We start from the raw sequence: 22,682 nt of genomic DNA, 5'->3' as shown, positions 1-22,682 counted from the left end.
GTACCGGAGCCCCTGCATCACGTTCTCGGCCGTTGTTCGGGTCGCGTCGGGGAAGGAGTCCTGGAAGACAAAACCCAGTGTGTGTCCCCGGAATCTGGTTCGTTCGGCTTCCGAGAGCGACATGACGGATGCGTCGTCGATGACCAGACTGCCGGTCGTCGGCCGGTCAAGGAGCCCCAACAGGTTGAGGAGGGTGGACTTTCCGGAGCCACTCTTGCCGGTGATGACGACGAACTCGCCGTCGTCGATGCGCAAGCTCGTGTCCCGGACGGCGTGAACCCGCCCTCCGTCGAAGAACCGGCCGAGAGCCGTCGCCTCGATGCTCATGCGGTGCAGCCTCTCACCGTTGGAGCAGCAGTTCGTCGCCGACCTCGAGTCGGTCCGAGCGGAGCTCGACGAGCTCGTCGCCGATGAAGCCGACGGTGATCGGTACCCGTTCGACGGTTCCGTCGGCAAGCCGCTCCACATAGGTGCCGCCGTCGGGGCCTGTGGCGACGACGGTACCCGGTGCAGCCAGGACCGGTCCGGCGGTGGCTTCGGAGACGACCTCGACGGCGACGTCGCCCGACCGACCTCCGATGAGCTGTGCCGTCGGGGGTTCGGTTTCGACGACCTGCCTGTCGACGTCGGCACCAACGGGGGCTGTGAGAACGTCTACGACGGTCGCCGCCCGGGGTTCTGCTCCGGGAGCGGTCCACACGAGCAGATCCGTCCCGTTGCCGATCGTCCCAGGAACACCGTCGAGCTGGAGGCGTGTTCCGGGACGCCGCAGGAAGACCTCCGGGGCTCCGGGGACCAACACCGTACCGACCTCGACACCGTCGGCGGACCAGAGCCACACGCCCTCCGGGGCCAGGAGCACCTCGCCCGGCGGCAGCTCCGTCTCCCCATCTCCCGTGGCCGGTGGCTCGTAGCCGCGGTCGAGATAGAGGTCTCGGACGGCCGCCTCGGTGTCGGGGCCGAAGACCCCGGGCTCGTCGATGATCGGATACCCAAGACGACCGAGGGCCCGTTGCACCATCTCGACGTCACGGCCTCGCGAGCCGGGCTGCAGATCCCGCCATCCGGGAAACGGGCTGTAGAGCAGCATGACGGGCCGCGACTGGATCTCCACGACCACGTCCCCTTCGAGGACCTCGTCCCCGGCACGCTTCGGCATGGCGGTGACGACCCCGGATCGGTCGATCGGGAAACGCTCCGGATTGTCGATCACCCTCGCGCGCAGGAACACGCCGCGACGGAGCACCTCACGGGCGACCGTTCCGGTGAGCATCGTCTCCGTCTCGGACGCGGTGTCTTCACCCGAAGGCGGTTCCGGGCGGGACACGATCGCGGTCGCGACGAGGGTTGCCGCGACGGTCACGAGGACCACGAGTGCACCGGCCGCGAGGCGCCGCGCCATCACGATCCCCCGTCCACATCGTCGGGGAACGACCCGCCGACGATTGCCGCGGCCCGCTCGAGTCCTTCTTCTCGGTACTTCGCGTACGCCGCCAACACACCCTCGTTGCGTCGCAGCCGTTCCTCTCCAACGTCGATCAGCGTTCTGGCGAACGTCGTGGCGAGACCGCTCTGTGTCTTGCACTCGGCGTCTGCCGCTCCGACGGCAGCGTCGGTCTCCGAGAGGTCGGCGATCGTCCGTGTGCCGTTGATCAGGCCTTCGAAGTCGCTCTGGAAGAGTTCATACAGATCGTCGGGCGTTGCCACGCGATACCCTTGCCTGTGCATGCAGGTGGACCACCGGCGGGTCGCGTCGGCCACAGACTCGTTGCCGACGACCTGGTCGAGAACCTTCGATGCAACGATCGCCGCGGTGCGCGTCCGATGGTAGGCGGCGGCGTCCACGCCGTAGAGCTGCTCGACGACCTGCCCCGCACAGCCGCTTACCGGAACCGTCACCGAACCGCCTCCGCCGATGTCGATGGTGATCTCCCTGCGTGGATTCCCGAACTCGGCGTCCTCCCAACCGGGCGGGGCCGGCGGGTACTCCTGCATCGCCGAATCGGCCGAACGCAACGAACTGAGAAAGGTATCGAGGGTTCCGGGCTCGGCAAGTGGCGTCGCGAGACCGATCGGTCCGTCCTGATGCAGCCAGAGGTCCGGCGGACGTATTGCGTTGAGAGGATTCGGCGTGTCGGGAATGTCCGACGGTCCCGGCGGCCGCCAGTCGATCCCGGCGTTCCGTAGGCATCGATACTCCAGTTCTGCCTTGGCCTCGGCAACGACGTCTACCTCCTGTGACGTGAAGTAGTCGACATTGACGAGATCCCGTTCGACACGGGCCAAGCTGCGTTGCTCTGCGGCGGTCAACACTGCTGCCGGCGGGGCCGACCGTGTCGGGGAGGTGGCAGGTGTGCAGGCACTTATCACTGTTGAAAGAGTCATGGCCGCGACGGCCAGCGCGGCGAAGTCCCTGGGCATGTGTCGGCCCACCTCCTGGCGTGGTAGGTGAAGACAGTCTAAAGGTGGCATGGCGCTCCCGACCACCGTCTGGATTCCATGCCGGGAGGGACGCGGCTCCGAACCCGTCACCGCCCGCTGGTACGCTCGCCGCCATGACACACAACATCGTCGGGCGCGTCATCGGCACCGAAGACGCCACACCGCTCGAGTTCTGGGTGGGGGTCGCTCCGGGTGAGTACCTCCAGCTCGACGACGTCGTCGCCCTCGAACGCACCCTCCCGGGCGGCGACACCGTGCACATCTACGGCATCGTGGAGCAGGTGCGTGCCCGCCACGAAGGCGCCCGGTTCGACTCGGACGTGTTCTTGATCGAGGAGGGCATCCTGCCGGCCGAGGTCGGCGAGGCGGCCAAGGTGGTCGCGACGCGTTTCGAGCCGGAGACGTTCGTCCCGCCGCGTCCCGGGCAGGGTGTCGTGCGCGCGACCGGCGAGGAGCGGGATCGGGCGCTGTTCTTCGACCGCATGACCGATCGGATTCCCGTCGGCTCGAGCAGGTCGGGTGAGCCGATGTTCGTCAACCTGGAATTCGTCGACGGCACTCGGGGTGCCCACGTCAACATCTCCGGAGTCTCCGGCGTCGCAACGAAGACCACCTACGCGACCTTCCTGCTCCACAGCCTCTTCACCTCGGGTGTTCTGGGTGCGCGGGCGGTCAACACCAAGGCGCTCATCTTCAACGTCAAAGGCGAGGACCTGCTGTTCCTCGACCGTCCGAACCTGGCAATGGGCGACGACCAGGCCAAGCGGTATCGCACCCTTGGTCTCCCGGCGAGCCCGTTCCGGTCCGTCGGCATCTATGTGCCGCCGAAGCATGGGTCGCCGTCTGCGGCACCCGACGTGCGGGCCCGCCACGAAGGTGTCACGCCGTTCTTCTGGACGATCGCCGAGTTCTGCACGCAGGATCTCCTGCCGTTCCTCTTTGCCGACGCCGAGGACGACCGCGCCCATTACACGATGGTCGTGTACAACGTGATGGCTCGCCTGCGCAAGGCGACCGTTCTGGACGACGGCGGCGTCTCGATCGAAGGCGAGCCGGTTCGGACCTTCCGGGACCTCGCAGACCTCATCACCCGAAAGGTGCAGGAGGAGGACACGCGTATCGAGTGGGCAGGCCCTGCGATCGGCATCGGCACCGTCAACGCATTCGTTCGGCGCATCCAGGGAGCCGTCCGTCATGTCGAGCACCTCGTCAGGGGTGATCTGCCGAGCGCGGAGCGACACCGCATCGAGCTGCGGCGACAGGTGACCGTCGTGGATCTTCACAACCTCAACGACCGGGCGAAGCGGTTCGTCGTCGGCGTCACCGTGCGCCGGGCGTTCGAGGACAAGGAACGCCAGGGCCAGTCCGACGAGTTGCTGTTCCTCGTTCTGGACGAACTGAACAAGTACGCGCCGCGAGAAGGGTTCAGCCCGATCAAGGAGATCCTCCTCGACGTCGCCGAACGCGGACGGTCGCTCGGCGTGATCCTGATCGGCGCCCAGCAGACGGCAAGCGAGGTGGAGCGACGCATCATCGCGAACTCCGCCATCCGCGTGGTCGGCCGCCTCGATTCGGCCGAGGCCGGTCGCGACGAATACGGGTTCCTCCCGATCGTGCAGCGGCAGCGGGCCACCATCATGAAGCCCGGCACGATGATCGTCGCCCAGCCCGAGCTGCCGATCCCGGTCGTCCTCGAGTTCCCGTTCCCCGCCTGGGCGACCCGAGCTTCGGAGGCGGGCCCACCGGTCGGCGGGGGAGACGTGCCGGAGGATCCCTTCGAGGGCCTGACCTGACCCTTCGAGCGTGAATCGGCCGCATCATGAGCGGCAAACTCACACAAGAACGAGAATCCGATTCCGGCCGACATCGCCGGGTCGAACTCGACTAGCGTCCGATCGTGGGTTTGGCTATTCAGGCTGCGTTGTTCATCGGCTTCCCCGTGGCGGCACGATGGGGGGCGCGCAAGTACAAGGCGCTGCGCTTTCTCGGTCCGATCGTCCTCTGCTACCTCTTCGGCATCGTCCTCGGGAACCTGGTTTTCATGGACACCGAACTCGCCACGACGTTCACCGAGGCGACCGTCATCCTCGCCATCCCGCTGCTGTTGTTCACCACCGACTTCCGGGCATGGCTACGGATAGCCAGACCCGCCGTCATCTCGTTCACCCTCGCCGCAGTGGCGGTCATCGTCACCGCGGCAACCGCGACGTTGATCCTCCGCGGGCCGCACGATTGGCAGATGGCCGGCATGACCGTCGGCGTCTACACGGGCGGCACCCCCAACATGAGCGCCATCGGCATCGCCCTCGGCGTCCCCAACGAGACGTTCGTGCTGCTCAACGGCGCCGACGTGATCCTCTCCGGGGTGTACCTGCTGTTCCTGCTGTCGATTGCCCAACGGGTCCTCGGCAAGTTCCTGCCGGCGTTCGATTACTCGCGCCTCGGAGACGACTTCGACGACGGTGAACGAGCCGATTTCGGATCGCGCAACGTGCTCGCCGCCCTCGGGCTGAGCATCCTGTCCTCCGGCGTCGCCGTCGGGATCGTGTATGTGCTCGCTCCCGGCCTGCCGATCGCCGCGGTCATCCTCGCCATCACCACCGTCGGCATCCTGGCGTCCTTCGTTCCGAAGATCCGGAACCTGCCCGGCACGTTCGAGACCGGAGAGTTCCTGCTCCTCGTGTTCGCCGTCGCCGTCGGCACCCTCGCGAACGTCAGGCGTCTCGTCGGAGCGTTCGGCCAGGTGTTCATCTTCGTCGCCATCGTCCTCATCGGCGCGATCCTGCTGCACTACCTGTTGGCGACCTTCTTTCGGATCGACACCGACACGGTGCTCATCACCTCCACCGCCGCGGTGTTCGGTCCGGCGTTCGTCCCGCCCGTCGCCGCCGCGTTGAAGAACCGGCAGATCCTCGTCTCGGGCCTCACCACCGGGGTCGTCGGCTACGCGATCGGCAACTACGCCGGAATCGCCCTCGCGTATCTGCTGCGCCCGGGCTGATCGACGGGTCGGTTCAGATCGAGTAGAGGCCTTCCAAGGTCTGCAGGACGATCTCCTCGAGCATGTCGGAGTCCGGCAGTGTGGCCATCATCCCGTACATGGCCGCCTGCCCACTCGTCGCCGACTCGGGGTTCGCCCGCACCTCGTCGACCGAGGCCTCCAGATCCTCGAGGAACGCGTCGACGATCCCGGCATGGGCCGGAGTGACCATGAAATGCAGCGCCGACGGCTTGATCTGCCGATCGACGTGCCATCCCCGATCTTCGAGAGCATCGCCCACGGCGAAGATGTCGACGTCGGTCCCGATGAACGAGAAGACGCTGAGCAGCGGGTCGCCGAGAATCTCGAGCCCCCGAATGGCACGGACACCGTCGATGAGGCGGCGGGACGTCTCGAGTATCTGGCTCGTCAACCGCAGGTAGCCGTCCTGGCCGATCGCCTGCAGCGCTGCCCACGCCGCGGCGATCGCTCCACCGGGCCGGGTACCCGCCATCGACGGCGACGCGTAGATGCCGCCCGGCCAGTCCGCGGTGACGTGGAACTGGAAGCGGCGCAGCTCCGGCGTGCGGTACATGATTGTCGACGCCCCCTTCGCTGCGAAGCCGTACTTGTGCACGTCGGCCGACATCGATGTCACCCCGGGGACTCGGAAATCCCAGACGCCGACAGGCACGCCGAGCCGCTCCGCCCACGGGACGAGGAACCCGCCGAGGCAGGCATCGACATGGAACCCGATACCGTGATCCGCAGCGATCGCCCCCAGATCTTCGATGGGGTCGACCTGACCGTGCGGGTAGTCCGGCGCCGAGCCGACCATCAGGATCGTGTTCGGGCCGATCGCCGACTCCATCGCCGCCGGGTCGGCCCGCAGGTCGTCACCCATCGGGACCCGAACCTGCTTCACCCCGAAGTAGTGGGCGGCCTTGTCGAACGCCGCGTGGGCGGTGACGGGCAGCACCATCTCGGGTTCCGCGATTTCCTTGGTCGCCCGTGCCCAATCCCGATAGGTCTTGACGGCCATCAGCAGGCTCTCGGTGCCGCCGGAGGTCATCGTGCCTGCGACCCGATCGTCACCATGGAGCATCGACGCGGTCATCCGGACGACGTCGGCTTCGAACTTTCGCAGCGCCGGGAACGCGATCGGGTTGAGGCCGTTCTCACTGAAGAACACGCCGTACGCCTCCTTCAGGAACGCGGTGTGCTCGTCACCGGCGTGGTAGACGAGGCTCCACGTGTGCCCTTCGTGCCAGTCGGCGTCTGTGTCGTGCAGGCGGCGCATCTCGTCGAGGATCTCGTCGTGGGGCCGTCCGATCGGGGGGATCTGTGCTGTCATGATGTCCCCGGAGCGTAGCGACCGAACATGAAGGTCGCAGGAGGCCGTCCCTCCGCGAGAGACCTCCGATCATGTCACCCCCCACCGGTACCATCGGGCCCGTGAAGATCTTGCACACCGCCGATTGGCACGTCGGGCGCTCCATCCGGGGACGCAGCCGGGCCGACGAGCACCGGGCCGTCCTCGCGGAGATCGCCGACGTGGCCCGCCGTGAGGCCGTCGACCTGGTCCTCGTCGCCGGCGACACATTCGACGTGGTCGCGCCGAGCGCCGAGTCGGAGCGGATCGTCTACCAGGCGCTCCTCGATCTTTCCGACGTTGCCCCCGTGGTGCTCATCGCAGGCAATCACGACCATCCCAGACGGTGGCGGGCCGTCGCTCCACTCTTCGAAATGGGCCGGGTCACCGTCGGGGCGACGCTCCAACGCCCCGACGAAGGGGGAGTGGTGCGCATCCTGACCGACGCGGGGGAGACGGCACGGATCGCGCTCGTGCCGTTCGTCGGCAAACGGGGGATCGTTGGCGCCGACGACCTCATGGCGCTCGACCCGTTCGAACACGGCGGCAAGTACGCGGGCCGGGTGGAAGCGATCCTCGGCAGGCTCACCGAAGGCATGACGTCCGACGAAGTCAACCTCGTCGTCGCCCACCTCATGATCGCCGAAGGGAGGCTGGGAGGCGGCGAGCGCATCGCTTTCACGGTCGAGGACTATGCGATCCCCGCGACGGCATTCGGCGGCGCCCTGTCCTATGTCGCACTCGGACACCTGCATCGCATGCAATCGGTCCCTGCACCGTCGCCCGTGTGGTACGCAGGATCACCGATGCAGCTCGACTTCGGTGAGAGAGACGACGAGAAAGGTCTGCTCATCGTCGACGCCGAACCGGGACTCCCCGCAACGGTCCGCCCGGTTCCCGTCACTGCCGGAAGGCGGCTCATCCAACTCGCCGGCACGTTGGCAGAGCTCGGGCCGGCGAGGCGGAGATCGCCGACGCGTACCTCAAGATCGTCGTGCACGAAGCCGCACGGGCCGGGCTCGGTGACGTCGTCCGAGAGCTGTTTCCCAACGCCGTCGACGTGCTGCTCGCCACACCGAGAGACATCGACACGGCGGATCGTGACGTACGCCTCGGCCGCCCGCCTCGCGAGCTGTTCATCGAGTATCTCGAACAGGTCAATGCTTCCGATGACGACGTCGTCGCTCTCTTCGACGAGATGCTTGGAGACGTCGATGCGACCTGAACGCCTCGAATTGATCGGTTTCACCGCGTTCAGAGAGGTCACCGAGATCGATTTCACCGGAGCGGACCTGTTCGCGCTCACCGGGCCGACCGGATCGGGCAAGTCGAGCATCATCGACGCCATCGTCTTTGCCCTGTACGGCTCCGTCCCACGGTACGGGGACCGGCGGACCGTCGAGCCGGTCATCACGCTCGGCAAGGTCGAGGCACGCATCCGCTTCGACTTCACGATCGGTGAGGAGCGCTACACGGCGGTCAGGGTCGTTCGCCGGCTCAAGAAGGGAGCGACCACGGCCGAAGCCCGACTCGAACACGACGGAACCGTGGTCGCCTCGGGTGCCGACGAGGTCACCGACGCCGTTCAACGACTTCTCGGTCTCTCCTACGACCATTTCGTCAAGAGCGTCGTCCTTCCCCAAGGCAGATTCGCGGCTTTCCTTCACGACAAGCCGACCGACCGTCAAAAGCTCCTCCGTGAACTCCTCGACCTCGGCGTCTACGAGCGGGTGCGAGAGCGCGCACGAGACAGGAAGATCGCAGCACGGCAGAAGGCCGCCATGCTCGAAGCCCAGATCGCCGATCTCGCCGGCGCGACCGAGGAAGCAGAGGCCGCCGCGGTCGCACGGGTTCGTGACCTCGAAGCACTCTTGAAGGTCGTCGAAGAGGCGACCGGGGAGATCGTCACACTGCAGACCGAGGCGGGGACATGGGCGCAGCAGGCGAAGGAGGCTCAGGCCGAACTCGACCTCCTCGAAGGTCTCGAAGTTCCCGGCGGTCTCGACCAACTCGCCTCCAAGACCGTCGCCGTCAAACAAGAACGCGGCAGGGCCGAAGAAACTCTCAAGACCGCCGAGGAGCGGCGCCGACGGGCCGAGAAGCATCTCGAGACGCTTCCCGAACTTGCCGACCTCGAGAAGCTCGCCGAAGCGCATCAGGCCTTCGCACGCGCCGAAGGGCGCCTCACCCGGCTCGGCGCTCGAAGCGCAGAGGTGCGTGCCGGCGTGGCCGAAGCGGCCACGAAGCTCGAGGCGGCACGGACCGCGTTGAACGATGCCAAGGTATCGGCCGCGGCGCTCCGGCAGGCACACACGGCGCACGAACTCGTCACGACCTTGCGCGCGGGCGAACCCTGCCCCGTCTGCAACAGGACCGTGGAGGTGGTCCCGGACCGAGAGGCGCCGGCGGATCTGGAGGTGGCGCTCGCCACGCTGCACGACGCGGAGCAGGCACACCTCGGCGCGCAGCGTCTCCATGCGAGCCTCACTGCGACGCTCGAAGAGCTCACGACACAGGCAGTCGCTGCTGCTCGGGAGGCAGAAGAACTGCGCGAGCGAATCGCCGGCCGACCGGACGAGAGGGGGATCGCGGACATCCGCGGACGGGTCATTGCTGCACAAGACGAGATGAGAGACGCACGTGCGGCGGAACAGGCGGCGATGAAGGGTCTCGGAGCGCTCGACGAGCAGATCAAGCGTCTCGACGAGGTCGTGTACGAGGCACGCCGGCGCTTCGACGCCGTCCGGGATCGAGTCGCTCCCCTCGGACCGCCGTCACCTCGCCGGGACGACCTCCTCGCCGACTGGACCGAGCTGGTCACCTGGGCACGGCATGCGACAGATCTGCGATCCCGGACCGTGAAGGAAGCCGCCGAGAAGGTCGCGGCCGCGGAACAGGCGCTCGGCGAGCGTCGCCGCACCCTCGTCGCCACCGTCGAGGAGGCCGGACTCACCGTCGGCAGTCGACCCGTTCGCGACGTCTGTGTCGATGCGATCGCCACCGCCAAACTCGGTCTGGACCGGCTGCGCGCCGACCGCGTCCAGGCGGCGAAGCTCGCCGTCGAGGCGAAGGAACAGCGGCGAATCGCCACGGTCGCAGGCGCACTCGAACAGCATCTTCGATCCAACCGGTTCGAAGCCTGGTTGTTGGAGGAAGCCCTCGCGGACCTCACGGTCGGAGCGAACCGACTCCTCCACGAGCTGTCCTCGGGTGCCTACTCGCTCGAAGCCGAAGGCCGCGGATTCACCGTCATCGACCACCGCAACGCCGACGGGCGGCGTTCCGTGAAGACCCTCTCGGGAGGCGAGACGTTCCTCGTGTCGCTCGCATTGGCACTGTCGCTCTCCGAGCAGCTCGCCGCGATGTCCCTGAGCGGCAACGCACGGCTCGAATCCATCTTTCTCGACGAGGGGTTCGGGACACTCGATCAAGAGACCTTGGACGTGGTCGCCGGCGTGGTGCACGAACTCGGGGCCACGGGCAGGACGGTCGGGCTGATCAGCCACGTCGAGGACCTGGCCGAACAGGTGCCGACCCGCTTCCTGGTCACCAAGGACGCCGGTGGAGCCCATGTGGAACGGATCGACACGTGAGGCTCTCCGTCGAACCGTGGGCGCCCGAATACGGCACACCCGTGGCATCGGAGCTGGCCGAGACGACAATCGTCCCCGACGTCGATATCGAAGTGCCTGCAGCAGATTGGGTTCCGCTGGAACCCGACACCGAACCGGCCCGATCGGTGTTGTTCGTCGACGGTGTGCGACGGGTCGATGCACATGTGTGGGTAGGGGAAGAAGATGGCGTTCCCGTGTCGGGACTCTGCGCCACCTACGCGGCGGGAGCCGTTCGCTGTGACACGGAGGCGAAGCTGGTCGGCGCCGAGGTGCGGCGGGGGTTGTTCACGTCGGCTCCCGGAGCGGAGGCCGTCACGACGAAGCATGGGGTCTACGGCGTGCGCGCGACCGCCGGATCGTCCCTGGAGGAACTGTGGCTGGGCCTTCAGCAGCGGATGGGCGAGCTGGAGCGTGAGGTGGCGAGTCACCTCCTCGCCGCCGAGCTGATCATCACCGACGGTCCGCTCACCGGGCGTCAGCACGTGCCCGGAGGGGTCGGGTATGTCAAAACCCACAGGGTGCAGTATCTTCCTGCGGCGCTGCAGACGGTACTGACCCGGCTCCTGCCCGGGCAGCGGACACCGCTGTTCCTGACCACGACATCGTGGAGTAGATACTCCTGGTACACGCGTCTGCCGGGCGGCGGTGATGCTCCGCTCGGTGGGATCGTCCGCTGTGAGGTGAGCGCCGATCGGGACATCGTCTCCGCCCGCCGACTGGCGGATCGCGTATCGGTGACCCTTCCACGATTCGCCTCGGCCGCCCACAAGGATCCACGGGCTCCCCAGAACCTGTATCCCATCGGCGGTCTGGAACGGGAGTTGCGCCGGCGGTTGGGCGACCAGCAGTTGCTGTACCGGGCGCTGCGCGTGGCGGCCCACCGCTGATCCCGATGTCCGCCCAAGTCGTCCGGATGCGGCCGAATCCGGGGCATTCGCATCATATGGGTGCCGGCTTAGACTGCAGCGAGGTTTGGAACAGATGCGACACCTGAGCCCGAGATCGAGATGCGATGTCGATGCGAAGATCGCCTTTCGACAAGCCGGGCCCGGGTCCGGGAGGGGGCGCAGATGTCTCCCAAAGTCGTAGGCGCCGACCGATTCGACTCGCTGATCTCGCTCCTGCAAGACCGCGGCTACACGGTCATCGGTCCAACGATCCATGAGCGAACGATCGTATACGACAAGCTCGATGGGGCCGGCGACCTCCCGATCGGCTGGACGGATCAACAAGATGCGGGGACATACCGGCTCGTGCGGCGAGACGACGATGCCTACTTCGGCCACGCCGTCGGTCCACGAACACTCAAGAGCTTCCTGTTTCCTCCGCGGCAGACGCTGCTCACGGCCGAACACGCGGAGGCCGGCCTCGAGTTCCATCCCGAGCCACCTGCGGATTCCCGCTACGCGTTCATCGGTGTGCGGGCGTGTGAACTCGCGGCGGTCGCCATACAGGACAAGGTCCTTCTCGGATCGGCGTTCCGTGACCCGCACTACGCGTCGGCTCGAAACGGATCGTTCACCGTCGCCGTGAACTGTGCAGTCGCCGGAGCCACCTGCTTCTGCGCCTCGATGGGTACCGGACCTCGGTGCGAGCGTGGCTACGACCTCGTCGTCACCGAAGTGCTCGAACCCGACCGCCATGAGTTCATCATCGAGTCGGGATCCGATGCGGGGTCCGAGATCCTCGACGCTCTCGAGGGAAGGGCCGCCACGAAAGTGGATCTGGACCGCGTCGAGGCGATCGTCGGCGTTACGGAAGCGCACATGGGCAGGACGATGCCCAACCAGGAGGTGTACGAGCTCTTGACAAACGGCCTCGAACATCCGATGTGGGAATCGATTGCCCGACGCTGCCTGAGCTGCACGAACTGCACGCTCGTGTGTCCAACCTGTTTCTGCTCCACCGTCGAGGATTCGACCGACCTGAAAGGAACGGCTTCGCGCCGGCGAACATGGGATTCGTGCTTCGGTCTCGACTTCTCGAGCCTTCACGGGCATGCGGTCCGATCTTCTTCGAGGTCCCGTTACCGTCAGTGGATGACCCACAAGCTTGCCTACTGGTACGACCAGTTCGGTACGTCCGGCTGTGTGGGTTGTGGCAGGTGCATCACGTGGTGTCCGGTCGGAATCGACATCACCGCAGAGATCGACCTTCTTCGCAACGATTCGGAGGTGACCGTGTGAAACTCGGACGATGGCGTGAGAGGAGTCCGCTGTTCGCAGAGATGGACGATCAATCGTTCGCATTTCTGGAGTCCATCGCTCAGGAAACGGCCGTGCGGGAGAATGAGATCATCTTCAGAGTGAACACGCCGGCAGATCGTTTCTACCTGGTCATCGAGGGGAAGATCTCACTTCGGATCGCCGGTCCGTCTCGTCCACCGATCACGATCCAGACCCTGGGGGAGGGTTGCCTCCTCGGACTGAGCTGGCGTCTGCCTCCATACAGATGGCAGTGGACCGCACAGGCGCTCACGGATTCGAAGCTGGCGGCGTTCGATGCGCGGACCGTGCTCGAAGCCTGCAAACACAATCCTCGACTGGATGCCGCCCTGTGGCGCGTGGTGGCAAGGGAGTCGGCGACGAGGCTGCAAAACGCCCGTCTCCAGCTCCTCGATCTCTACGGGCAAGAATGACGTGGCGACGACGAGGCTTCCCGATCCCGTGACCGTCACCGAGCCCATGCTCCCCAGATCGTTTCGGGTGTCTGAACGAGTGATCGAGTTTGCCGGCACGGTGACGCTCGATCTGGTCCCGAGCGACGGAGGGCCTCCCATCACGTTCAGGCCGGGACAATTCGCGATGATCTACATCCATGGTGTGGGCGAAGTGCCCATCTCCATCGCGGGAGATGCCGGAGCGCCCGGGTCGCTCGTGCATACCGTACGGGCGGTCGGGGCCGTTACGAACGCGATCGTCAGGCTCCGGCCGGGGGACGAGGTCGGTATCCGTGGACCGTACGGAAGTGCGTGGCCGCTGACGAGGGCGATCGACCACGACGTGGTGGTCATCGCCGGCGGACTCGGATTGGCCCCCGTGAGACCGGCGATCTATCACCTCCTCGGCCACCGCGATGCCTACGGCTTCGTGTCCGTTGCCTACGGATCGCGCACACCGGCGGACCTTCTGTACCGCGGCGAGCTGCACGACTGGAAAGCACGGTTCGACACCAACATCCAGATCACGGTCGACCACGCGATGGCGGGCTGGAGGGGCGATGTCGGTGTTGTCACACCACTCATCGATCGTCTCTCGTTCGATCCCTGCTTCACGATCGCGATCGTGTGCGGTCCGGAGATCATGATGCGAATCGTCGCTCGGGACCTCATGGCTCGCGGAGTGGCCGCGGGTGATATCTATGTGAGCCTCGAGCGCAACATGAAGTGCGCGATCGGCTTCTGCGGCCATTGCCAGTTCGGCTCGTCCTTCATATGCAAGGACGGGCCCGTCGTCCCCTATGCGAGCGTTGCCGAACGACTCGGAATGGAGGAGCTATGACTCGTGCCGCCGAAGATCGGCCGAGTGTCGCCGTGTGGAAATTCGCGTCGTGTGACGGATGCCAGCTGACGCTGCTCGACTGCGAGGACGAGTTCCTCACGATCGCGGGAGCCGTGCACATCGCCTACTTCCCGGAGGCGACGAGAGCGGCGACAGAGGGCCCGTACGACCTGTCGATCGTCGAGGGGTCGATCACGACGAGTCATGACGCCGAGCGGATTCGCGAGATCAGAGCGATGTCCGAGACGCTCCTCACGATCGGTGCCTGTGCAACCGCCGGAGGGATACAGGCCCTGAAGAACTGGGCAGATGTCGACGAGTTCATCTCGATCGTGTACGCCCACCCGGAGTACATCAGCTCTCTCGCCACCTCGACGCCGATCGCCGAGCATGTCGATGTCGACATGGAACTCCGGGGCTGTCCCATCTCGAAGCGGCAACTCATCGACGTCATCGACGCGTTTCTGACCGGCCGGCGGCCGACGATCCCCACCTACGCGGTCTGTGTCGAATGCAAGCTGCGCGGCACACCGTGTGTCATGGTTGCACACGGCACACCGTGCATGGGACCCGTCACCCAGTCGGGGTGCGGTGCCCTGTGCCCCGCGTTCAACCGTGGCTGCTACGGGTGTTTCGGGCCGAGCGAATCACCGAACATCGAGTCGCTTCGAGAGGTGTGGCACGCGATCGGGGTGGACGATACGCAGCTCGTGCGGGCGCTGCGGACATTCAACGCGTACTCGCGAGAGTTCAAGGAGGCGAGCGATGCCTACGCCCGGTGAGTCTCGTGAGATCGCCGTCGACTACCTCGCCAGAGTCGAGGGCGAAGGAGCGATGTACCTCAAGATCGACGGGGACCAGGTGAAGGACGTCCAGTTCAACATCTTCGAGCCGCCCCGCTTCTACGAAGCGGTGCTTCGTGGCAGACACTTCCGAGAGGCACCGGACATCACGGCTCGTATCTGCGGCATCTGCCCTGTCGCATACCAAACCAGTTCGGTGAATGCCATGGAGCATGCAGCCGGTGTCTCCGTCGGGGGCCAGATCAGGAATCTCAGGAAGCTCCTGTACTTCGGCGAGTGGATCGAGAGTCATTCCCTGCACGTCTACATGCTCCACACTCCCGATTTCCTCGGGTACCCGAGTGCGATCGAGATGGCGGCCGACCTTCCCGACGTGGTCACGAACGCCCTCCGGCTCAAGAAGCTCGGCAACGACATCATGACCGCCGTCGGCGGCAGAGAGATCCATCCCATCAATGTGAGGGTCGGCGGCTTCTACAGGGCGCCAACGAAGCGAGAGCTGCACAACCTCGTCGACGAGCTTCGGTGGGCGGCAGAAACGGCAGAGGAAACCGTCTCGCTGGTAGCCGGGTTCGAGTTCCCCGATTTCGACATGGACTACGAGTTCGTGGCGCTCCACCACCCCGACGAGTACGCCATCACCGATGGACGCATCATCTCCAATCGGGGCCTCGACATCGACGTGGCAGAGTGGCGCGACCACTTCGAGGAGTCACACGTCGAATGGTCCAACGCTCTGCACGCGAGGATCAAGGATCGGGGCAGGTACCTCGTCGGACCGATGGCCAGGTTCGCACTCAACGGTGAACAACTCGCACCGCGGGCGAAGGAGGCCGCAGCCGCCGCAGGCATCACTCCCGGCGTATCGAACCCGTTCAAGAGCATCATCGTTCGGGCGGTGGAGATCGTTCATGCATGCGAGGAAGCTCTGAGGATCATCGACGCCTACGAACCGCCCCAGAAGCCGTTCGTCACGGTCGAACCGCGCTCCGCGATCGGACATGGAGCGAGCGAGGCACCTCGCGGGCTGCTGTACCACCGGTATGAAATCGATGCAGAAGGCCTGATCGCCGACGCGCAGATCGTGCCGCCAACGTCGCAGAATCAGGCATCGATCGAGGAAGATCTACGTAAGTTCGTGCCAGGACGGACCCATCTGGACGATGACACCCTGCAGTGGCAGTTGGAACAAGCCATCAGGAACTACGACCCATGCATCTCCTGCGCAACGCACTTCCTCGATCTCACGGTGGAAAGGGTCGGCGACACATGGCGCGCAGGCTGATCGGGATCGGCAACCCGGACCGCGGCGACGATGCCGCAGGGTGGGAGGTCGCGACCAAGGTCGCGGCGTGGTCCGTGGAACGACGCGTCACTGGGTCGTTCGACATGCTCGAGCTGTGGGACGCCGACGACGACGTCGTCATCGTCGACGCGATGCGATCGGGGGCGCCTCCGGGGACGGTGCACAGGTTCGATGCGATGGCGGATCGCCTGCCGGTGGGGGCATTCTCGTCGACACATGCGTTCGGGCCGGCGGCAGTCATCGAACTGGCGAGGACGATGGGTCGACTACCTCGTTCCTTGGTGGTCTACGGCATCGAAGCAGGTCAGATCGAACATGGGACGGCGATGTCGCCGGCCGTCGCGACCGCAGTGGTGGAGCTGGTGAAGGAACTGGAAGATGCATGAGGCCAAACTCGTCGGCGACCTCGTGTCCGAGGTGGAAAAGGTTGCGCTGGCGAATGCCGCGGCACACGTCGAGCGCATCCGTATCGAGATCGGCGCGTTGAGCCATGTGACGCCCGAGGCACTGAAGGGACACTTCGAGATCCTCGCACAGGGATCTCCGGCGCAGGGCGCTCACCTGGATGTCACGAAGTCGGACGATCACACGGCGGAGGATGCGTTCGATGTGCGCCTGGTATCGATCGTGGTCGGAAAAGCCCGATGATCCGGTCGCGTGCAGCGTGCCCTCGTAGGTGACGCTTCCATTGACGAGAAACAGAACCCTCCCTTTCCTGTCAATGCCGGCGTCGGTATGCGACGCTCATAGTGACAGGAAGTCAGGACAGGAAGTCAGGTTTCGGCCTTCGCCGCTCGTGTCATCAGGTTGAGCACCGCCTCTCGCGGGCTCTCTCCCTCGTAGAGCACCTGTCCCACCTGGGTGGCGATCGGCATCTCGACCCCATGCCGGCTCGCAAGGTCCAGCACGGCCCTCGTGGTCTTGACCCCTTCGGCGACCATGTTCATCTCGGCGATGATGTCGTCGATCTTGCGTCCCCGACCGAGCAGCACGCCGACCCGATGATTTCGACTCTTGGCGGAAACACACGTGGCAATCAGGTCGCCCATGCCGGCCAACCCTGCGAAGGTCCTCGGCCGTCCTCCCATGGCCGAACCGAGTCGGGTCAGCTCGGCGAGGGCTCGCGTCACCAGTGTCGCCATGCTGTTGTCGCCGAACCCGAGGCCTTCGGACATGCCGGCAGCGATGGCCATCACGTTCTTGAGAGCACCTGCGGTCTCACAGCCGACCACGTCATCGTTCGTGTAGACGCGAAACGTGGGACCCATGAACAGACTTTGCAGCCGCCGGGCAAGCACTTCGTCCTTCATGGCGATCACCGTCGCCGCCGGCTGCCCATCCATCACCTCGGCGGCCAGATTCGGGCCGGTGAGCACACCGACGTGTGTCGGATCGTGGTCTTGGAGCACTTGGTCGGTCACTTCCGTCATGCGCAGCAGGCTGCCCTGCTCGATCCCTTTGGCCAGGCTGAGAAGTGGCGTTTCCGCAGGGATCCGTGCCGCCATGGTCTCGAGGACGGATCGGTATCCGTGTGAGGGGACGGCCATGACGATCACGTCGGCGCCGTCGATGGCTTCGAAGAGATCGCTGGTGGCGTGAAGGCCGTACGGAAGCCGGTATCCCGGAAAGTAGTCCGGGTTCTCTCCCGTCGCGGCGATCGCCTCCGCAAGCTCAGGACGCCGGGCCCAGAGGTACGTCGGATGTTCACGGGCGGTAAGGGCCGCGACGGTCGTTCCCCAGGAGCCTGCTCCGATCACCGAGACTCTCATCACACCTCCTTGGATCCACCGTAGTCGTGCGGTTCGCCATGTCGGGATCAAAGCTACAGTGCACGGACATGGCACGCCTCGGCATCGTAGGATTTCCGAACGTCGGCAAGACGGAGCTGTTCAACGCGCTCACGGGACTCGATACACCGACCGCGCCCCACCCGTTCTCGACGGTGTCTCCAAACATCGGGGTCGCCTCGATCCCCGACCCGGCCCTGGAGGCGGCGGCCGAGATCGAGCATTCGAAGAAGATCGTGCACGCCGTGCTCGAACTTCTCGATCTTCCGGCCATGGGAGCGCACGGCAGCGGTCTCGGATCGCAGTTCCTCGGAAGGCTGCGGGAGATGGAGGGGCTCATCATGGTGTTGCGGGCCTTCGACGACGAGGGCGTACCGTCCGATGAATCCGGTACCGACGCCGTTGCGCAGGCCGAGGATCTCCTGCTCGAGCTGACGATGGCCGACGCAGACGTGTTCGAACGGCGCCGACCCCGTATCGCCAAGGAAGCTTCTGCAGACGCCACCAAGAAGCGTGCCGCCGCGGCGATCGCCGAGGCGGCGGAGTTCCTCGGAGAGGGGAGGCCACTGCGCGCCGGAGAATGGTCCGATGCCCACCGCGAAGCGTTCAGAGATCTTGCGCCGTTGACGCTGCGCCCGGCGGTGTGGGTCGTGAACGTCGGTGAGGAGGAACCTGATTCCGAGGCTCTCGTCCGAGGCGTATCGGCGCTGGTACCAGAGGGTGACACGGTCGTCGCCCTTTCCGTACGGATCGAAGCCGAGGCGGCCCGGATGGACCCGGAGGATCGGAGGGAGATCTTCGAGGGTCTCGGAATGGGTGAGGGCGCCCTTGCGGAGATGGTGCGCGCCGCCTACGGCGCGCTCGGCCTGCTGACCTTCTACACGGTCGGGCCCAAGGAGTCGCATGCCTGGACCGTGCGAGCGGGAGCAAGAGCACCGGAAGCCGCGGGCAAGATCCACTCTGATCTCGAGCGCGGATTCATCCGAGCGGAGATTGCTTCGATCACCGACGTCGTTGCTGCAGGTGGATGGGACGCCGCCAAGCATGCCGGTGTCATACGCGTCGAGGGAAAAGACTACGTGATGCGCGAGGGTGACGTCATCGTGGTCCGCTTCTCGGTCTGATTCGCCTTGGATCCGAACAGGGTCCGGATAGGGCGAGGCTCCGGCAAGGGGGTAGAGCCGGAGCCTCGTTGCTCTCCTTGCGAAGAGCCACAATGGGCCGTTGTATCGAGCAGGCGCCAGGGAGTCCATGCTCGCAGCCCAATGCGCTTGTTGGGGTGCCGGGTGCGGGTGACACCCGACAGTCAGATCGTAGTAATCCCAGCGCGAACGTGTCAAAAGGCCGACAGGGCGCAATACTGCATCCATGCAGCAAGCACTCGAGTCGCTCGTTCGTCATTTCCCCGAGCCGCTGGCGGTGCTTCTCCTGGCGGCGCTGCCGGTTTCCGAGCTTCGCTTCTCGATCCCGTTCGCCGTGCGGGCGTTCGACATGCCGGTCGCTCAGGCGTTTGTCTGGTCGGTGATCGGCAACATCCTTCCCGTTCCGTTCATCCTGGTCCTCCTTGGGCCTGTGACCGAATGGGCGGAGGACCATTGGGGCTGGCTGCACCGGATCCTCGACCGTCTCTTCGCCCACACGCGGCGGCGTCACACGGCGCGCTTCGACCGCCTGCGCGAACTCGCCTTGATCACCTTCGTCGCCATCCCTTTGCCGATCACGGGGGCGTGGAGCGGTGCGCTGGCCGCGTTCGTGTTCGGTGTGGATCGTCGCAAAGCGACCGTACTCATCGCTGTCGGGGTACTGATCGCCGGTGTCGTCGTGTCATTGCTCACGGTCGCCGGCACAGCCGTCTTCGGTTGAAGTCGAACTCAACCCGAGATCGAGAACTCGACGCTCAACGTCACCGTGACCGTCTGCGAGCCGGGCTGGATCGGTGTCGACGCTGCTTCGAGGTCACTTGAAGCCCGGAACACCGGGGCGGGCGGCGTCGTCAACGTTTCGCTGATCGACGTCGGAGATCCCAGCGTCACCCCGGACAGCGCCGCGAGTTGCTCTGCCTTGGCTCGCGCATCTTCCCAGGCTCGCTTCCTGGCCGCTTCGAGCAGGGATCCGTTGTCCTCGAGTGAGAACCGTACCCCGGAGACCTGCACGGCGTCCCCACCCGCGGCGGTGGCGGCATCGATGACGGTGCCGGCGGCCGCGATGTCCCGGATCTTGGCCGAGATGGTGTTCGTGACCCTGTAGCCGAGCAGCTTGCGGGTGTCGTTTCGGTAGTCGTATTCGGGGGAGATCGAGTAGTTGACGGTCTGGATGTCCTTCTCGGCGACGCCGCCCTTCTCGAGCGCGGCGATGAGTCGGTCGGCCAGAGTGGCCGCCTCCTGGACGGCTTCGGTGACGGAGTCGCCGCGCACGCTCACTCCCAGGTCGATCGTGAGTGTGTCCGGTGTTCCGCTCACTTTGCCTTGACCGGTGACGTTGATTCCCTGAGGCGTACCGGCCGAGGCATTCGTGATCGTGACGTCCGGCGTGCACGCGGCCAGGAGCAGCGATGCTGCGACTGCTCCGATGAGGATACGGCGCATGGGGCACTCCTTTCGATGATGAGACGATATTGCGCCTCGGTCGGGTTCCCAATGTAGGCTCGCACATTGTGCAGAGATTTGTCGCGTTGATCGTGTTCATGTCCGTGGTGAGCGCATGCTCCGGTAGCCGTCTGCCGCCGGATGCGACCGGCCGCCAGGTGTATGGGATGCTCTGTGCCTCGTGCCACGGCGACGAGCTCGGTGGGCGGTTCGGACCAGCGCTCGGACCCGGCTCGGACGCGGCGAACATGACCGATGACTTCTATCGGTTCACCATCGAGCACGGACTGGGTCGGATGCCGTCGTTCGGATCGTCGCTCACCGACGACCAGATCGATCGTGTGGTCGCGTATTTGCGTGAGGTACAAGCAGCGACAGGAGGTGGTTGAGATGCAGATCGAAGGAGCGGTTGCGTTGGTCACCGGTGGCGCCGGTGGGCTCGGCGCCGGGGCGGCGAGGAAGTTGCTCGAAAGGGGGGCGCGAGTCGCGATCTTGGACCTGCCCGCTTCGAAAGGAGCCGAGGTCGCGCACGACCTTGGATCGGACGCGGTGTTCATTCCCGTCGACGTCACCGACACGGAGTCTGTCGAGGCCGCGATCGAGGCCGTCATCCAGGCGTTCGAACGCGTAGACATCTGTGTCAACGCCGCCGGGATCGTCGCCGGGCACCGTGTCGTGGCACGCGACGGGTCCGTGTTCCCTCTGGACCGGTTTCGGGCGGTGATCGACGTCAACCTGATCGGGCTCTTCGACGTCACCCGCCGAGCCGCGTCGGCGATGAGTCACAATCGGCCGAACGAGGAGGGTGAACGAGGACTGATCGTCAACGTCTCCTCGATCGCCGCATTCGAAGGCCAGGTCGGTCAGGCCGCATACTCGGCTTCGAAAGGTGGCATCGTGTCGCTCACGTTGCCACTCGCCCGTGATCTCGCCTCGCTGGGCATCAGGGTCATGACGATCGCTCCGGGCATCATGGACACCCCGATGCTGGGTGGGATGAACGAGCAGATCAGGAGCGCGCTCACGAAGCTCCACGTGTTTCCCAAGCGGCTGGGCACCCCGGAGGACCTCGGTGGGTTGGTCGTTGCCATCGCCGAGAATCCTCTGCTCAACGGGGAAGTGATCCGCCTCGACGCGGCAGCCAGACTCGGCCCGCGCTGATGGGCCCGCTCAACGGTGTGACGATCGTCGAGATCGGCTCGATCGGACCGGGTCCTTTCTGCGGCATGATGCTCTCCGATCTGGGAGCGAACGTCGTACGTGTCGAGAGACCCGACCCTCAGCCGTATCCGGAGCTTCTGCACCGGGGGCGAGCCTCGATCGCCGTCGACCTCAAGCATCCCGAAGCCGCAGGTGTCGTCCTCAGGCTCGTCGAGCGGGCCGATGGTCTGATCGAAGGCTTTCGTCCGGGTGTCGCCGAACGTCTCGGAATCGGACCGGATGCCTGCCTCGACCGGAACCCGCGGCTCGTCTACGGGCGCATGACCGGCTTCGGCCAGGAGGGGCCGTTGGCATCGGTCGCCGGCCACGACATCGACTACATCGCGCTGTCCGGCGCTCTGTATCCGATCGGACTTGCCGGCGGACCTCCCGTCGTGCCACTCAATCTGCTCGGGGACTTCGGCGGCGGGGGGATGCTGCTGGCCGTCGGCATGCTCGCAGGCCTTCTCGAAGCGGCCCGGAGCGGTCGAGGCCAAGTGGTCGATGCGGCAATGGTCGACGGCTCGGCGCTCCTGACGACGTTTGTCCACAGCATGCTGTCGGCCGGTTTGTGGTCGCGGCGGCGTGGCGACAATCTGCTCGACGGCGGCGCGCCGTTCTACGGTGTGTACGAGACGTCGGACGGCAACTACATGGCTGTCGGAGCGTTGGAGCCGAAGTTCTTCACCGAGCTGCTCGACCGGCTCGGTCTCGATACCGACGCCGTTCCGAATCAGTACGACCGGTCACAGTGGCCTCGGATGAGGGAGCTCTTCCGGCGAACCTTCGCTACGAGAACGCGAGCGGAATGGACCGCCATCTTCGATACCGCAGACGCGTGTGTGGCACCGGTGCTTTCACTCGAAGAGGCGCCGGCGCACCCGCACAACCGTGCGAGGCGCACGTTCGTGGAAGTGGAGGGCATCGTGCAGCCGGCTCCTGCACCGCGGTTCGGTCGCACTCCCGTCGATACGCCCGGGCCGGTCTCGAAACCGGGTCAGGACACGGAGGAGGTCCTGGAATCGTTCGGCTTTCGGAGTGAGGAGATCGCTGCGCTTCGCGCAGCGCACGTCGTATTCTGTTGACGCAAGAA

At 65.5% G+C, this 22,682-nt stretch carries 22 protein-coding genes; 16 read left to right on the top strand and 6 right to left on the bottom strand.

Going from position 1 to position 22,682, the window contains the following annotated elements:
• The 3 genes from GXP34_05175 to GXP34_05165 all read right to left on the bottom strand — a co-directional run.
• Window positions 1-327 (bottom strand): ATP-binding cassette domain-containing protein (locus GXP34_05175; protein NOY55363.1); only part of this gene is annotated, 327 nt, incomplete at its 3' end.
• Window positions 328-340: 13 nt separating this feature from the next.
• Complete coding sequence (locus GXP34_05170; GenBank protein NOY55362.1) at window positions 341-1,402, bottom strand: peptidoglycan-binding protein; 1,062 nt, start codon at window positions 1,400-1,402, stop codon at window positions 341-343.
• Window positions 1,402-2,421: a hypothetical protein gene (locus GXP34_05165; protein ID NOY55361.1), complete on the bottom strand. Its 1,020-nt coding sequence runs from the start codon at window positions 2,419-2,421 to the stop codon at window positions 1,402-1,404. Before GXP34_05165 ends, GXP34_05170 begins: the two co-directional genes overlap by 1 nt.
• A 134-nt stretch (window positions 2,422-2,555) precedes the next feature.
• Between GXP34_05165 and GXP34_05160 the strand changes: the two genes are divergently transcribed.
• Together GXP34_05160 and GXP34_05155 are read left to right on the top strand one after the other, a co-directional pair.
• Window positions 2,556-4,235, top strand: coding sequence for an ATP-binding protein (locus tag GXP34_05160; protein ID NOY55360.1), 1,680 nt, complete (start codon window positions 2,556-2,558; stop codon window positions 4,233-4,235).
• 104 nt (window positions 4,236-4,339) lie between these two features.
• Entirely contained in the window at window positions 4,340-5,443 is a 1,104-nt protein-coding gene (locus GXP34_05155) for a DUF819 family protein (GenBank protein NOY55359.1), read from the top strand.
• A 13-nt stretch (window positions 5,444-5,456) separates the two neighbouring features.
• Here the strand turns inward: GXP34_05155 and GXP34_05150 are convergent, their stop codons facing one another.
• Complete coding sequence (locus GXP34_05150; GenBank protein ID NOY55358.1) at window positions 5,457-6,776, bottom strand: aspartate aminotransferase family protein; 1,320 nt, start codon at window positions 6,774-6,776, stop codon at window positions 5,457-5,459.
• A gap of 101 nt (window positions 6,777-6,877) precedes the next feature.
• Between GXP34_05150 and sbcD the strand changes: the two genes are divergently transcribed.
• The 9 genes from sbcD (at window position 6,878) to GXP34_05105 (ending at window position 16,665) form a co-directional block, all read left to right on the top strand.
• Complete coding sequence (gene sbcD / locus GXP34_05145) at window positions 6,878-10,387, top strand: exonuclease subunit SbcD (GenBank protein ID NOY55357.1); 3,510 nt, start codon at window positions 6,878-6,880, stop codon at window positions 10,385-10,387.
• Window positions 10,384-11,295, top strand: coding sequence for a hypothetical protein (locus GXP34_05140; GenBank protein NOY55356.1), 912 nt, complete (start codon window positions 10,384-10,386; stop codon window positions 11,293-11,295). Before sbcD ends, GXP34_05140 begins: the two co-directional genes overlap by 4 nt.
• A 183-nt stretch (window positions 11,296-11,478) precedes the next feature.
• Entirely contained in the window at window positions 11,479-12,594 is a 1,116-nt protein-coding gene (locus tag GXP34_05135) for a sulfite reductase subunit A (protein ID NOY55355.1), read from the top strand.
• Window positions 12,591-13,046, top strand: a complete 456-nt coding sequence (locus GXP34_05130) for a cyclic nucleotide-binding domain-containing protein (GenBank protein ID NOY55354.1) — start codon at window positions 12,591-12,593, stop codon at window positions 13,044-13,046. The genes GXP34_05135 and GXP34_05130 overlap by 4 nt, the downstream gene beginning before the upstream one ends.
• 46 nt (window positions 13,047-13,092) lie before the next feature.
• Window positions 13,093-13,908: a Ni/Fe hydrogenase subunit gamma gene (locus GXP34_05125; protein ID NOY55353.1), complete on the top strand. Its 816-nt coding sequence runs from the start codon at window positions 13,093-13,095 to the stop codon at window positions 13,906-13,908.
• Window positions 13,905-14,690: an oxidoreductase gene (locus GXP34_05120; protein ID NOY55352.1), complete on the top strand. Its 786-nt coding sequence runs from the start codon at window positions 13,905-13,907 to the stop codon at window positions 14,688-14,690. The genes GXP34_05125 and GXP34_05120 overlap by 4 nt, the downstream gene beginning before the upstream one ends.
• Window positions 14,674-15,996 carry a Ni/Fe hydrogenase subunit alpha gene (locus tag GXP34_05115; GenBank protein ID NOY55351.1) on the top strand — a complete coding sequence of 441 codons (1,323 nt, stop codon included), beginning with the start codon at window positions 14,674-14,676 and terminating at the stop codon, window positions 15,994-15,996. The genes GXP34_05120 and GXP34_05115 overlap by 17 nt, the downstream gene beginning before the upstream one ends.
• Window positions 15,981-16,403 carry a hydrogenase maturation protease gene (locus tag GXP34_05110; GenBank protein NOY55350.1) on the top strand — a complete coding sequence of 141 codons (423 nt, stop codon included), beginning with the start codon at window positions 15,981-15,983 and terminating at the stop codon, window positions 16,401-16,403. The genes GXP34_05115 and GXP34_05110 overlap by 16 nt, the downstream gene beginning before the upstream one ends.
• Window positions 16,396-16,665 (top strand): hydrogenase maturation nickel metallochaperone HypA, encoded by a 270-nt coding sequence (locus tag GXP34_05105; GenBank protein ID NOY55349.1) that lies wholly within the window; start codon window positions 16,396-16,398, stop codon window positions 16,663-16,665. Before GXP34_05110 ends, GXP34_05105 begins: the two co-directional genes overlap by 8 nt.
• A 125-nt stretch (window positions 16,666-16,790) precedes the next feature.
• Here GXP34_05105 and GXP34_05100 read toward each other — a convergent pair whose 3' ends face one another.
• Window positions 16,791-17,786, bottom strand: a complete 996-nt coding sequence (locus GXP34_05100; GenBank protein ID NOY55348.1) for an NAD(P)-dependent glycerol-3-phosphate dehydrogenase — start codon at window positions 17,784-17,786, stop codon at window positions 16,791-16,793.
• 68 nt (window positions 17,787-17,854) lie between these two features.
• Between GXP34_05100 and ychF the strand changes: the two genes are divergently transcribed.
• Together ychF and GXP34_05090 are read left to right on the top strand one after the other, a co-directional pair.
• Window positions 17,855-18,928 (top strand): redox-regulated ATPase YchF, encoded by a 1,074-nt coding sequence (ychF, locus tag GXP34_05095; GenBank protein NOY55347.1) that lies wholly within the window; start codon window positions 17,855-17,857, stop codon window positions 18,926-18,928.
• A 244-nt stretch (window positions 18,929-19,172) separates the two neighbouring features.
• A complete protein-coding gene (locus tag GXP34_05090; protein ID NOY55346.1) occupies window positions 19,173-19,667 on the top strand; it encodes a small multi-drug export protein in 495 nt (164 codons plus the stop codon).
• An 8-nt stretch (window positions 19,668-19,675) separates the two neighbouring features.
• Here GXP34_05090 and GXP34_05085 read toward each other — a convergent pair whose 3' ends face one another.
• Window positions 19,676-20,389 (bottom strand): SIMPL domain-containing protein, encoded by a 714-nt coding sequence (locus GXP34_05085; protein ID NOY55345.1) that lies wholly within the window; start codon window positions 20,387-20,389, stop codon window positions 19,676-19,678.
• Between the two features lie 68 nt (window positions 20,390-20,457).
• On the opposite strand from GXP34_05085, the gene GXP34_05080 reads away from it, so the two are divergent.
• The 3 genes from GXP34_05080 to GXP34_05070 are packed head-to-tail and all read left to right on the top strand — an operon-like array spanning window position 20,458 to window position 22,674.
• Window positions 20,458-20,778, top strand: coding sequence for a cytochrome c (locus GXP34_05080; protein NOY55344.1), 321 nt, complete (start codon window positions 20,458-20,460; stop codon window positions 20,776-20,778).
• A 1-nt stretch (window position 20,779) separates the two neighbouring features.
• Window positions 20,780-21,550, top strand: a complete 771-nt coding sequence (locus GXP34_05075; protein NOY55343.1) for an SDR family NAD(P)-dependent oxidoreductase — start codon at window positions 20,780-20,782, stop codon at window positions 21,548-21,550.
• Entirely contained in the window at window positions 21,550-22,674 is a 1,125-nt protein-coding gene (locus GXP34_05070) for a CoA transferase (protein NOY55342.1), read from the top strand. The genes GXP34_05075 and GXP34_05070 overlap by 1 nt, the downstream gene beginning before the upstream one ends.
• Window positions 22,675-22,682: the final 8 nt, after the last annotated feature.

It is taken from the genome of Actinomycetota bacterium (genome assembly GCA_013152275.1).
Lineage (GTDB): Bacteria > Actinomycetota > Acidimicrobiia > Spongiisociales > UBA4744 > BMS3Bbin01.
This window is presented reverse-complemented; position numbering and strand designations above follow the sequence as displayed.

What these genes read in the sequence shown, in the direction of transcription:
- GXP34_05170 (NOY55362.1), bottom strand. Translation starts at nt 1,402, where the DNA reads ATGGCGCGGCGCCTCGCGGCCGGTGCACTCGTGGTCCTCGTGACCGTC.
- GXP34_05165 (NOY55361.1), bottom strand. Translation starts at nt 2,421, where the DNA reads ATGCCCAGGGACTTCGCCGCGCTGGCCGTCGCGGCCATGACTCTTTCA.
- GXP34_05160 (NOY55360.1), top strand. Translation starts at nt 2,556, where the DNA reads ATGACACACAACATCGTCGGGCGCGTCATCGGCACCGAAGACGCCACA.
- GXP34_05150 (NOY55358.1), bottom strand. Translation starts at nt 6,776, where the DNA reads ATGACAGCACAGATCCCCCCGATCGGACGGCCCCACGACGAGATCCTC.
- GXP34_05135 (NOY55355.1), top strand. Translation starts at nt 11,479, where the DNA reads ATGTCTCCCAAAGTCGTAGGCGCCGACCGATTCGACTCGCTGATCTCG.
- GXP34_05125 (NOY55353.1), top strand. Translation starts at nt 13,093, where the DNA reads ATGCTCCCCAGATCGTTTCGGGTGTCTGAACGAGTGATCGAGTTTGCC.
- GXP34_05120 (NOY55352.1), top strand. Translation starts at nt 13,905, where the DNA reads ATGACTCGTGCCGCCGAAGATCGGCCGAGTGTCGCCGTGTGGAAATTC.
- GXP34_05115 (NOY55351.1), top strand. Translation starts at nt 14,674, where the DNA reads ATGCCTACGCCCGGTGAGTCTCGTGAGATCGCCGTCGACTACCTCGCC.
- GXP34_05110 (NOY55350.1), top strand. Translation starts at nt 15,981, where the DNA reads ATGGCGCGCAGGCTGATCGGGATCGGCAACCCGGACCGCGGCGACGAT.
- GXP34_05105 (NOY55349.1), top strand. Translation starts at nt 16,396, where the DNA reads ATGCATGAGGCCAAACTCGTCGGCGACCTCGTGTCCGAGGTGGAAAAG.
- GXP34_05100 (NOY55348.1), bottom strand. Translation starts at nt 17,786, where the DNA reads ATGAGAGTCTCGGTGATCGGAGCAGGCTCCTGGGGAACGACCGTCGCG.
- ychF (NOY55347.1), top strand. Translation starts at nt 17,855, where the DNA reads ATGGCACGCCTCGGCATCGTAGGATTTCCGAACGTCGGCAAGACGGAG.
- GXP34_05090 (NOY55346.1), top strand. Translation starts at nt 19,173, where the DNA reads ATGCAGCAAGCACTCGAGTCGCTCGTTCGTCATTTCCCCGAGCCGCTG.
- GXP34_05085 (NOY55345.1), bottom strand. Translation starts at nt 20,389, where the DNA reads ATGCGCCGTATCCTCATCGGAGCAGTCGCAGCATCGCTGCTCCTGGCC.
- GXP34_05075 (NOY55343.1), top strand. Translation starts at nt 20,780, where the DNA reads ATGCAGATCGAAGGAGCGGTTGCGTTGGTCACCGGTGGCGCCGGTGGG.
- GXP34_05070 (NOY55342.1), top strand. Translation starts at nt 21,550, where the DNA reads ATGGGCCCGCTCAACGGTGTGACGATCGTCGAGATCGGCTCGATCGGA.